Raw genomic sequence first — 11,514 nt, 5'->3', positions numbered from 1 at the left:
GAGCGGAAGAGGGTATTTTGTCGATTTATCTCGACCACGCCGCGACGACGCCGATGCTCCCAGCGGCCATCGAGGCATACGTCGACGCCATGAGCGTCGTCGGAAACCCGGCTTCCATCCACAGCCAGGGCCAGAACGCCAAGCGGATGCTCGAGGAAGCCCGCGAGACCGTCGCACGCAGTGTCGGCTGCGACCCGATCGAGGTCGTGTTCACCGGGGGAGGCACCGAGGCGATCAACCTCGCCATCAAGGGCCTGTTCTGGGCGCGCGCCCCACGCCGCGGCATCCTCGTCCCCGGCGGAGAGCACCACGCGACCATGGACACCGTCGAATGGCTCGAACGCCACGACGGGGCGGAACCGGGCTGGCTCCCGCTCGACGGCACCGGACGGGTCGACCCGGCCAGGGTGGCGGATGCCCTCGCGACCGGCACAGACGATGTCGCACTGCTCAGCCTGCTCGCCGCGAACAACGAGGTCGGCACCCTGCAGCCCATCGCCGAGATCGGCGAGCTCGCCGCGGCCCACGGGATCCCGGTGCACGTCGATGCGGTGTCCGCATACGGCCAGGTACCGATCGACTTCCGCGCGCTGAGCGGCGCGGGCCGTGCCGGATCGGCCGGCGGCGGCATCGTCGCACTGAGCGTCTCCGCCCACAAGATCGGCGGACCGGTCGGCATCGGCGCCCTCGTGCTCTCGCGCCGGGCCAGCATCGTCCCCCTCATCCACGGCGGCGGGCAACAGCGCCAGGTCCGCAGCGGTACCCAGGACGTCGCCGCCGCCGTCGCGTTCGCGGCCGCGGCATCCGCCCTCGGCGACCTGCCCGCACGCAACGTGCGCCTCCGGGCGCTGCGCGACCGGCTGATCGTCGGCGTGCGCTCTGCGGTCCCGACCGCAGTGCTCAACGGTCCCGTACCTGATGGGTCGAACGAGCAGCGCCTGCCGGGCAACGCCCACTTCACCTTCCCCGGCTGCGAGGGGGAGTCGCTCCTGTTCCTGCTCGACGCCGCCGGAATCTCGGTGTCGACCGGCTCGGCGTGCCAGGCCGGTATCCCGGAGCCCTCGCACGTGCTGCGCGCGATGGGTCGCAGCGAGGCCGAGGCCCGCAGCGCCTTGAGGATCACCCTCGGCCGCGATTCCACAGACGCGGATGTCGACGCCTTCCTCGCCGCACTGCCCGCGGCGCACGCCCAGGCTAGCCGCGCCGGCATGAACGACCGCGTGTCCACCCGCTGACCCCGCCTGGCCCGACGCTGCGGGCTCGCGGCCGCGCCGGTTTGGGCAGGCCGCGCCTGCCGTTTCGGGAGCGGCCTGCGGAAACGGGCGCGGCGGTGCTCGAGTCGCGCCCGGAAACCCGCATTGGTCAAACCGGGCCTCCCGATTACACTTGCCCGGTGAAGGTTTTGGCAGCAATGAGTGGCGGGGTCGACTCCGCGGTGGCAGCGGCGCGCGCGGTTGAGGCGGGGCACGAGGTCGTCGGCGTGCACCTCGCCCTGAGTCGCATGCCCGGGACCCTGCGCACCGGCAGCCGCGGCTGCTGCACGATCGAGGACTCGATGGACGCCCAGCGGGCCGCGAACATCATCGGCATCCCGTACTACGTCTGGGACTTCTCCGAGCGGTTCAAGCTCGACGTCGTCGACGACTTCATCGCCGAATACGCCGCCGGCCGCACCCCGAACCCCTGCATGCGCTGCAACGAGCGCATCAAGTTCGCCGCCCTGCTCGACAAGGCGCTCGACCTCGGCTTCGACGCCGTCTGCACCGGCCACTACGCGAGCATCCAGACGGATGCCGCGGGGAACCGCGAACTGCACCGCGCGAGCGCCTGGGCGAAAGACCAGTCCTACGTGCTCGGCGTGCTGACCGCAGAGCAGCTCGCGCACTCGATGTTCCCGCTCGGCGAGACGCCGTCCAAGGCCGAGGTGCGCGCGGAAGCCGCAGAGCGCGGCTTCTCCGTCGCGACCAAGCCGGACTCCTACGACATCTGCTTCATCCCCGACGGCGACACCCGCGGCTGGCTCGCCGAGCGCGTGCCGGCAACCGCGGGCGACATCCTCGACCGCGAGGGAAACACCCTCGGCAGGCACGAGGGCGCCGCAGCGTTCACCGTCGGCCAGCGCAAGGGCCTCCAGATCGGCACTCCGGCCGCGGACGGCAAGCCGCGCTTCGTGCTCGAGGTGCGCCCGATCACCAACACCGTCGTCGTCGGCCCGAAGGAGGCGCTCGCGATCGGCCTCATCGCCGGGTCGAAGTTCACCTGGACCGGACTGCCGCCGGAGCACCCCGGGATCGCCTTCGACTGCGACGTGCAGATTCGCGCGCACGCCGACCCGGTCCCCGCCGTCGCGCAGGTCGTGAGCATCCCGGCCCCGGCCAGCGGAGCCCCCGACAACGCAGCTCCGGACAGCGGTCGCACGACCGAACTCGTGATCACCCCGCGCGAGCCCCTGACGGGCGTCGCGCCCGGCCAGACCGCGGTGCTCTACGTCGGCACCCGCGTGCTCGGCCAGTGCACGATCGACCGCACGGTGAGCGCCGTTCCCGTGCCCTCCGCCGAGGCCGTGCCCGCCGCCGCCGAACCAGCCCTGGTCGCCGTTCCCGCCGCCCGTGCCTGACGCCGCGAGCGCCGTGCCAGACGACTCCACCCCGCCGGACCTCCAGCGGGCCGCCGCCGAGGTCGCCGACCTCACCGCACGCATCGTCGACGCCCGTGACGCGTACTACGAGCGCAACGAGGTCGTCATTTCCGATGCGGACTACGACGCGCTCGTCCGGCGGCTCGCGGTGCTCGAGGGCGAGTTCCCCGAGCTCGCGAGCCAGGACAGCCCCACCCAGACCGTCGGCGGCCGCGCCGAGACGAGCCTGTTCGCGCCCGTCCAGCACGCCGAGCGGATGCTGAGCCTCGACAACGTCTTCTCGATCGAGGAATTCGAGGCCTGGGCCGCCAAGGTCGAACGGGACGCCGGCCGCCCCGTGCACTACCTGTGCGAACTCAAGATCGACGGCCTCGCGATCAATCTCCGCTACGAAAACGGCGTGCTCGTCACCGCGGCGACCCGCGGCGACGGTGTCGTCGGCGAGGACGTCACCGAGAACATCCACTGGGTCCCCGGAATCCCCGAGAGGCTGTCCGGCACCGGGCATCCGCCGCTGATGGAGGTGCGCGGCGAGGTCTTCTTCCCCGTCGTCGCCTTCGCCGACCTCAACGCCCAGCAGGTCGCCGCCGGAGAACGCCCCTTCGCCAACCCGCGCAACGCCGCCGCAGGCTCCCTGCGCCAGAAGGCGGAGGGCAAGAACCCGGAAGCACTGCGCCTGATGCGCGCGCGGCTCGGCCGGCTGCGGATGCTCGTGCACGGCATCGGGGCCTGGGCCGATCCCGAGGCTGACGCCCAGTCCGAGGTCTATGCCCTGCTGGCCGGCTGGGGGCTGCCGACGAGCAGCTACTTCCGCGTCGAGTCGGACGCGAGCGGGGCATCCGCCTTCATCGCGTACTACGGCGAGCATCGGGCGAGCGTCTCCCACGAGATCGACGGCATCGTGATCAAGGTCGACGAACTCGCCCTGCACGCCGAACTGGGGGCAACGAGCCGGGCGCCCCGCTGGGCGATCGCATACAAGTACCCGCCGGAACAGGTGAACACGAAGCTGCTCGACATCGTCGTGAGCGTCGGCCGTACCGGGCGCGCCACGCCATTCGCCGTGATGCAGAAGGTGCGGGTCGCCGGCTCCGAGGTGCGCCAGGCCACCCTGCACAACCAGGACGTCGTCAAGGCCAAGGGCGTGCTGATCGGCGACACCGTCGTGCTGCGGAAGGCCGGCGACGTGATCCCCGAGATCCTCGGCCCGGTCGTCGAGCTGCGCGACGGCACCGAACGGGCGTTCGTGATGCCGGCGAACTGTCCGGAGTGCGGCACCCCGCTCGCCCCCGCAAAAGAGGGCGACATCGACCTGCGCTGCCCGAACGCGCGCAGCTGTCCGGCCCAGGTCCGTGGTCGGGTCGAACACATCGGGTCTCGCGGTGCGCTCGACATCGAGGTGCTCGGCGAGGTGGCCGCGGCCGCGCTCACCCAGCCGACCGTGCCGATCGAGCCGCCACTGCGCACCGAAGCCGGCCTCTTCGACCTCACCCTCGACGACCTGACCCCGATCGAGGTCGTCGTGCGCGACGCCGAGACCGGGCTGCCCCGCGAGGAGGAGGACGGCACGATCCGGCTGCGCACCCCCTTCCGGCGGAACCCGACGGCCGCCGAGAAGCGGGAAGGCCTCACCGGCCCGCAGCCGTCCTCGAGCGCGGTCAAGCTGCTCGCCGAGATCGAACTCGCCAAGACCAAACCGCTCTGGCGCCTGCTGGTGTCGCTCAACATCCGTCACGTCGGCCCGGTCGCCGCGCGCGCCCTTGCCGGCCACTTCGGCGGCCTCGACGCGATCCGTGCGGCAACGCGCGATGAACTCGCCGAGGTCGACGGCGTCGGCGGCATCATCGCCGACGCTATCATCGACTGGTTCGAGGTCGACTGGCACCGCGACATCGTCGATCAGTGGACGGCCGCCGGCGTGCAGTTCCAGACGCCCGGCCACCCCGGCCCGGGCGCAGCGGCCGCGGCCGGGGGAGTGCTCGCGGGCCTCACGGTCGTCGCTACCGGGTCACTCGAGGGCTATACCCGGGAGGAAGCCCAGGAGGCGATCATCTCCGCGGGCGGAAAGAGCGCGTCGAGCGTGTCCAAGAACACCGACTTCGTGGCTGCGGGGCCGGGTGCCGGCTCCAAGCTCACCAAGGCTGAGGCCCTCGGGCTGCGCATCCTCGATGCCGCCCAATTCCGGCTCCTCGTCACCGGTGGCCCCGCTGCACTCGGCGCGGCCGATGGCGGCGTCGCCGAGGTGGGCACCGACCTGACCGCTGACGCGACCGTCGACCCTACGGCCGACGCGACCGACGGTACGGCCGCCGCGCCGACCGACTGACCGGAGCCGGCCGAGCCTGCAGGGCAGGCCGGGCCGGTCATCCGTCACCCATCAGCCGGGCTCGGGAACCGTTGCCTTGTCGACCCAGCCGACGATCATCCGAGTGAAGAGTGCGGCGTCCTCGATGCTCCAGACGTGGTGCATGCCGGGAGCGATCCAGGTGAGGGTTTGCGGCAGCCTGCGTTGCAGTTCGGGGAAGCTGCGCCGCACCAGGCTCGACTCCTTTCCCCCGGCGACGGCGAGGAGCGGACCCCGGTAGTCGTCGAGCGATTCCGGGCAGCCGCCCCGGTTGACGTCTGCGAACACGCGTGCCGCGTTGTCCGCCCGGATGCCCAGGCCGTGGCCGACGAACAGGTCGACGGCGTCTTCGGGCAGCCCGAACGCCTTCGCCTGGGCCTTCCAGTACCAGGCCTTGTCCCACAGGCGCAGCTGGAGGGTGTTGAGGAAGCGCGCGGCGCCGTGGATGCCGGCTAGCGGTGCGCCCGAGATGAGACAGGACCGGATCAGGTCCGGGTGCCTCGCCATCAGGCGCACGGCGACCAGTCCGCCGAGCGAGAGCCCGACCACGTGGGCGCGCCCGCTCCTGGCGTGGCTGCGGATGATCTCGGCCACGTCGTCAGCGGTGCGATCGAGCGAGAGCCATTCTTCCCCCGAGCGAGAGCCGAACCCCGGCAGGTCGGGTGTGAGGATGTGCCGCTCCGGCAGGCGCTCGACCTGCGGTTGCCAGGACCAGGAGGCGACGGTGCCGCCGTGCAGCAGGACGATGGTCTCCGAGTCCGGGGCCGCGGCGCCGTGCTCGAGCGGGTACCCCGTCACCGTGTGGCCGTGACCACTGCGGAATCGGTCTCGTCGAGCCAGGCGAGTTCCGCCTCGGCGTGCACGATGCCGCTGCGGAGCGTGGCCCGTCGCAGGGCCTGGCCGACGTCGTCCGGGTGTCCCGTCTCCGAGGCGGCGATCGCTGTCAGGCGCGCGAGCAGCGCGGTCGCCTCCTCCCTGCGCGCTCGAAGGAGTTCGCGGACGCCGTCGGCTCCGAGCCTGCCCGCGAAGAAGAGGCGCATCAGGAAGGACTCGTGCGGGTTCTCGGGTTCCAGCGGCGCCGTCAGCGCGGCGTCGAGGGCCTTGCGGCCCGCCGGGGTGATCCGGTGCTCGCGCCGGTCGGGCTTGCCGGCCTGGGGGATGACCGTGACCTCGACGAGTCCGTCGGCGACCAGGCGGCTGAGCGTGCGGTAGATCTGGGACTGGTCCGCAGACCAGAAATGTATGACGGATCCCTCGATCCGCTTGTTGAGGTCGTACCCGGAGAGGGGCGAGAGCTCGAGCATCCCGAGCAGGGCAATGGTCAGCGACATATCTATATAAGACCATGCATATATGCCCGCGCGCAAGGGGTCAGTGTCGGCGCGGAGTTTTTCGGCGCGTTCTGGGGACAATGTTCAACGAAATCCGCCGCCAAATTCGATATTCTAAAAGTGCAGGGTGTGCACTCGATACCGTGCTGATCCACCGCTCGGTGTTCGTGAGGGGACGTACCCAGGTTTGCTGTTAGGCGCGGCAATTCTTCTTGCATCCTCGCTGGTTTTCAATGGAGCCAGCGAGTCCTTTCCGGTGCACGAATACGCGGTCCTGTCGAGCGACACCGACCTCGGACTGCAGCCCATCGGCCTTGAACCGGCCCTGTCGATCGACGGAGACGTCAACTCCCTCCGCTTCCTGCGCGGGTCGAGCCTTCTCGCCGGCCTGGCCAGGCTGAACGTGGCGGACATCTCGAGCTTCGTCCTGGACTTCCCCGAACAGCTCGACTCCCTCCTCGCGGTTCCGCCGGCCGCGACCGAGGTCACCGGCTGGTGGACGAACCTCGGCGGCACCGAACGCTCCTCGCTCATCGCAGCGGCACCCCGTCTCGTCGGCAACCTCGAGGGCATCCCGTTCCGGGAGCGCGGCCGCGCCAACGCCCGATACCTGAACGAGAGCATCGCCGGGGCCCAGCAGCGCCTCGTGGGCGCCCTGAGCGACGACGACCGCACGAGCGCGACCCACGAGCTCGCCATCCTCGGCCAGGTGCGCACCGCACTCCGGCAAGCGGATGCCGGCCCGCGCCGCTCCCTGATCCTGCTCGACAGCACCGGCGGTGGCCGCGCAGCCATCGCGCTCGGCAACCCCGACACGGCTGATTACGTCGGCTTCCTCGTCCCCGGCATGAACTACACCGTCGAGGCCGAGATGGTGCACTGGACGAACACCGCGAACGACCTGTACGCCGAACAGGAGAAGGTACTCGCCGAACGCGCAGCCCAGGGGAAAGGCGAGACGCCCGCCAGTGTCGCGACGGTGGCCTGGATCGGCTACGAGGTCCCCGACCTGTTCAGTGTCGGCGGCCTCGACAAGGCCCTCGTCGGAGCCGACTTCCTCGAGAAGTCCTCGCTCGGCATCCGCTCGGACCGACGGGCGCACCAACCCTTCATCACCGTCTACGCGCACTCCTACGGCTCGACCGTCGCGCTCACCGCCCTCGCCCGAGGCTCCTTCGACGTTGACGCCCTCGTGCTCGTCGGATCGCCGGGCAGCCAGATCCAGTCCGCGGCCAGCCTGCACGTGACGGGCGAGAACGTCTGGGTCGGGAAGGCCGACTGGGATCCGGCCGTGAACAGCGCGTTCTTCGGGAGCGATCCTGGGGCGGAATCGTACGGGGCGCATCCGCTCGGAGTGTCGGGGGCGACCGACCGGATCACCGGTGCCAGCCTCACGGCCTCGCTCGGCCACAACGCGTATTTCGAGCCGGGAAGCGAGTCCCTGCACAATATGGCGCTGGTCGGAACGGACAACGCGGATCTGGTCACCAACGGCTCCGAATAGAATTGGGTCTTCACCTCAACCACAATCGGAGCAACATGTCTGAAATCACGGCCGAGCAGGTTGCGCACTTGGCAAACCTCGCCCGGATCGACCTCAGCCCGGAGGAGATCACCCGCCTCACCGCCGAACTCGGCCAGATCGTGGATTCGGTGGCGAAGGTCGCCGAAGTCGCCACGCCCGACGTTCCCGCGACGAGCCACCCGATGCCGTTGACCAACGTTTTCCGCGCCGACGTCGTCGTGCCGTCCCTGTCCGTCGAAGAAGCACTGTCCGGATCGACCGACCGCGACGGCGACAAGTTCCGCGTGCCGGCGATCCTGGACGAGGAGTAGTCATGACCGATCTCACCCGCCTGTCCGCCGCAGACCTATCGATCCTCCTCACGAGCGGTGCCGTCAGCTCGGTGGAGGCCACCCAGGCCCACCTCGACCACATCGCGGCCGTCGACACCGACGTGCACGCGTTCCTGCACGTGGCCGGGGCGAGCGCCCTCGCAGCTGCCGCGGCCGTCGACGCCCAGCGCGCCGCCGGTGCCGTGCTCGGTCCGCTTGCCGGAGTGCCCATCGCCATCAAGGACGTGCTCGCGACGCGCGACATGCCCTCGACCGCCGGCTCGAAGATCCTCGAGGGCTGGATCCCGCCCTACGACGCGACCGTCGTGCGCCTCGTCCGTGAGGCCGGGCTGATCCCGCTCGGCAAGACCAACATGGACGAATTCGCGATGGGTTCGTCCACCGAGTTCTCCGCGTACGGCCCGACCCACAACCCCTGGGACCTCGACCGGATCCCCGGCGGTTCCGGCGGAGGCTCCGCCGCCGCAGTGAGCGCGTTCGAAGCTCCCCTCGCCCTCGGCAGCGACACCGGCGGATCGATCCGCCAGCCCGCCGCCGTCACCGGATCCGTCGGAGTCAAGCCGACCTACGGCGGCGTCTCCCGGTACGGAGCGATCGCCCTGGCGTCCTCGCTCGACCAGGTCGGGCCGGTCAGCCGCACCGTCTACGACGCCGCGCTCCTCCACGACGTGCTGAGCGGCCACGACCCGCTCGACTCCACCTCGCTGACCGACCGCTGGCCGTCGATGGCCGCTGCCGCGATCGCGGGCCGGGTCGACGGCGCCCTCACCGGTGTGCGGATCGGCGTCGTCAAGGAGCTGTCCGGCCCCGGGTTCCAGCCCGGCGTCCTGCAGCGCTTCAACGAAACCCTCGCGATGCTCGTCGCTGCCGGCGCCGAGATCGAAGAGGTCAGCGCGCCGAGCTTCGAATACGCCGTCGCCGCGTACTACCTGATCCTCCCGGCCGAAGCCTCGAGCAACCTGGCCCGCTTCGACTCGGTGCGTTTCGGCATCCGTGTCGACCCGGAGGAGGGCCCGCTCACGAGCGAACGGGTCATGGCCGCGACCCGCGACGCCGGGTTCGGCCCGGAGGTCAAGCGCCGGATCATCCTCGGCACCTACGCCCTGAGTGCCGGATACTACGACGCCTACTACGGCAGCGCCCAGAAGGTGCGTACCCTGATCCAGCGCGACTTCGACGCGGCATTCGAGAAGGTCGACGTCCTGTTGTCCCCGAGCGCGCCGACCACGGCGTTCAAGTTCGGCGAGAAGATGGACGACCCGATGGCGATGTACCTCAACGACGTCACCACGATCCCGGCGAACCTCGCCGGTATCCCCGGAATGAGCCTGCCGATGGGCCTCGCGCCGGAGGACGGCCTGCCCGTCGGGCTGCAGGTCATGGCGCCCGCCAAGCAGGATGCCCGCCTGTACACCTTCGGTGCCGCCGTCGAGCAGTTGCTCGAAGCGCACTGGGGACACACCCTGCTCAGCCTTGCGCCGAAACTGGCGCCCACCGAAATGTTCGCGAGCGAAGGGGGAGCCGTCTGATGAAGAAGGCTGAACTGATGGATTACGACAAGGCCCTCGAACTGTTCGAGCCGGTGCTCGGCTTCGAGGTGCACGTCGAACTGAACACCAAGACCAAGATGTTCTGCGGCTGCGCGAACGAATTCGGCCAGGGTGCCAACACGAACACCTGCCCGACCTGCCTCGGGCTTCCCGGCGGGCTCCCGCAGGTGAACGCGAAGGCGATCGAGTCGAGCATCCGCCTCGGGCTCGCCCTCGGCTGCGAGATCGCCGAATACTCGCGCTTCGCGCGCAAGAACTACTTCTACCCCGACACTGCGAAGAACTTCCAGACCTCGCAGTACGACGAGCCGATCGCGTTCAACGGGCAGCTCACGATCGAACTCGAGAGCGGCCGCCAGGTCACGATCGACATCGAACGCGCGCACATGGAAGACGACGCGGGCAAGCTCACCCACGTCGGCGGCGCGACCGGCCGCATCCAGGGCGCCGACTACTCGCTCGTGGACTACAACCGCGGCGGCGTGCCGCTCGTCGAGATCGTCACGCAGATGATCGAGGGCGGCGAGGCGGACTCTCCCGAGATCGGACGCACCTATGTGGCCGCGATCCGCGAGATCGTCAAGGCGCTCGGGGTGTCCAACGCCCGGATGGAAGAGGGCAACGTGCGCTGCGACGCGAACGTGTCCCTGCGCCCGCGCGGCTCCGGCAAGCTCGGCACCCGCACGGAGACCAAGAACGTCAACTCGCTCCGCAGCGTCGAACGTGCCGTCCGCTACGAGATCCAGCGCCAGGCCGCGCTCCTCGCCGCCGGTGGAACCATCACCCAGGAAACGCGCCACTGGCACGAGGACACCGGAATCACGTCCGCAGGCCGGCCCAAGTCCGACGCCGACGACTACCGCTACTTCCCCGAGCCGGACCTCGTCCCCGTCGCGCCCTCCCGCGCCTGGGTCGAAGAACTCCGCGCGACCCTGCCGGAGCCGCCCGCGGCACGGCGTAAGCGCCTCCAGGCCGACTGGGGCTTCGCGAACCTGGAGTTCCAGGACGTCGTCAACTCCGATTTGCTCGACGCGGTCGAGGCCACCGTCGCGGCCGGGGCATCCGCCCAGTCTGCCCGCAAGTGGTGGACCGGCGAGGTCGCCCGGCTCGCGAACGTCGCCGGCGTCTCCGCTGACTCGCTCGTCGAGCCGATGCAGCTCGCCGCGCTCATCGAACTCGTCACCGCGGGAACGCTGACCGACCGCCTGGCCCGCCAGGTGCTCGAGGGCGTCATCGCCGGCGAAGGCACCCCGCTCGAGGTCGTCGAGATCCGCGGTCTCGCAGTCGTTTCCGACGACGGCCCGCTCATCGAGGCCATCGACCTCGCCCTCGCCTCCCAGCCCGACGTCCTCGCGAAGATCCGCGACGGCAAGGTCCAGGCGGCCGGCGCCGTGATCGGCGCCGTCATGAAGGCCATGCGCGGGCAGGCGGATGCCGCACGGGTACGGGAACTCGTCCTCGAAAGGGCAGGAACGGCCGAGTAATGGCTCTCTGGAAGCGACGCGAGCCCGCAGCGGACGGGGCTGCGAGCCGCGCCGTTTTCGGCGTGGGGATGCAGGTCCTGGTGCGGCTCGACCGCAGCCGATACCCGGAGTCGATGGTGGAAGACCCCATCGGCGTCATCGTCGGAGCGGGGGACTCCGACGGCGCTGCACTGTACGCGCCGGTCTCCGGCCGGGAGGCGATCTGGACCGTGCAATTCGACGAGCCCTTCTTCGGGCTCGACGGCTCCGGACCGCACCTGTCTGCCCGGGTCGCCCAGGCCTCCCTCGAACCGGCCCCGGAAGCGTGATG

General features: G+C 70.2%; 10 protein-coding genes. 8 read left to right on the top strand and 2 right to left on the bottom strand.

Translation table 11 applies throughout. The annotated features are described in order from the left end of the window. Positions 1 to 17 precede the first annotated feature (17 nt). From E3O44_RS02845 to ligA, 3 genes are all read left to right on the top strand, one after another. Entirely contained in the window at positions 18 to 1,235 is a 1,218-nt protein-coding gene (locus E3O44_RS02845) for a cysteine desulfurase family protein (RefSeq protein WP_134532282.1), read from the top strand. Between the two features lie 158 nt (positions 1,236 to 1,393). Continuing rightward, entirely contained in the window at positions 1,394 to 2,617 is a 1,224-nt protein-coding gene (gene mnmA, locus E3O44_RS02840; protein WP_174775020.1) for a tRNA 2-thiouridine(34) synthase MnmA, read from the top strand. 13 nt (positions 2,618 to 2,630) lie between these two features. Next, positions 2,631 to 4,964 (top strand): NAD-dependent DNA ligase LigA, encoded by a 2,334-nt coding sequence (ligA, locus tag E3O44_RS02835; protein ID WP_134532977.1) that lies wholly within the window; start codon positions 2,631 to 2,633, stop codon positions 4,962 to 4,964. A gap of 51 nt (positions 4,965 to 5,015) precedes the next feature. On the opposite strand, the gene E3O44_RS02830 is transcribed toward ligA, so the two are convergent. Together E3O44_RS02830 and E3O44_RS02825 are read right to left on the bottom strand one after the other, a co-directional pair. Then, a complete protein-coding gene (locus tag E3O44_RS02830) occupies positions 5,016 to 5,780 on the bottom strand; it encodes an alpha/beta fold hydrolase (RefSeq protein WP_134532281.1) in 765 nt (254 codons plus the stop codon). Then, entirely contained in the window at positions 5,777 to 6,313 is a 537-nt protein-coding gene (locus E3O44_RS02825; protein WP_134532279.1) for a PadR family transcriptional regulator, read from the bottom strand. Before E3O44_RS02825 ends, E3O44_RS02830 begins: the two co-directional genes overlap by 4 nt. A 256-nt stretch (positions 6,314 to 6,569) precedes the next feature. Between E3O44_RS02825 and E3O44_RS02820 the strand changes: the two genes are divergently transcribed. Genes E3O44_RS02820 through E3O44_RS19425 form a run of 5 tightly spaced genes read left to right on the top strand, consistent with a single transcriptional unit; the run spans position 6,570 to position 11,512 of the window. Further along, on the top strand, positions 6,570 to 7,817 hold the full coding sequence (locus E3O44_RS02820) for an alpha/beta hydrolase (RefSeq protein ID WP_134532277.1): 1,248 nt from the start codon (positions 6,570 to 6,572) through the stop codon (positions 7,815 to 7,817). 35 nt (positions 7,818 to 7,852) lie between these two features. Beyond that, positions 7,853 to 8,149, top strand: a complete 297-nt coding sequence (gene gatC, locus E3O44_RS02815; protein WP_134532275.1) for an Asp-tRNA(Asn)/Glu-tRNA(Gln) amidotransferase subunit GatC — start codon at positions 7,853 to 7,855, stop codon at positions 8,147 to 8,149. Positions 8,150 to 8,151: 2 nt separating this feature from the next. After that, positions 8,152 to 9,699 carry an Asp-tRNA(Asn)/Glu-tRNA(Gln) amidotransferase subunit GatA gene (gene gatA, locus E3O44_RS02810; protein ID WP_134532273.1) on the top strand — a complete coding sequence of 516 codons (1,548 nt, stop codon included), beginning with the start codon at positions 8,152 to 8,154 and terminating at the stop codon, positions 9,697 to 9,699. Continuing rightward, the gene (gatB, locus tag E3O44_RS02805) at positions 9,699 to 11,204 is read left to right on the top strand and encodes an Asp-tRNA(Asn)/Glu-tRNA(Gln) amidotransferase subunit GatB (protein WP_134532271.1); all 1,506 of its coding nucleotides are present in this window, start codon (positions 9,699 to 9,701) and stop codon (positions 11,202 to 11,204) included. The genes gatA and gatB overlap by 1 nt, the downstream gene beginning before the upstream one ends. Then, the gene (locus tag E3O44_RS19425) at positions 11,204 to 11,512 is read left to right on the top strand and encodes a hypothetical protein (RefSeq protein WP_134532269.1); all 309 of its coding nucleotides are present in this window, start codon (positions 11,204 to 11,206) and stop codon (positions 11,510 to 11,512) included. Before gatB ends, E3O44_RS19425 begins: the two co-directional genes overlap by 1 nt. The last annotated feature ends 2 nt before the right edge of the window (positions 11,513 to 11,514 follow it).

The sequence above is a fragment of the Cryobacterium algoricola genome (assembly GCF_004402485.1).
Classification (GTDB): Bacteria; Actinomycetota; Actinomycetes; order Actinomycetales; family Microbacteriaceae; genus Cryobacterium; species Cryobacterium algoricola.
Note: the sequence above shows the minus strand (reverse complement) of the source record. Positions and strands in the feature narration are given on the sequence as shown.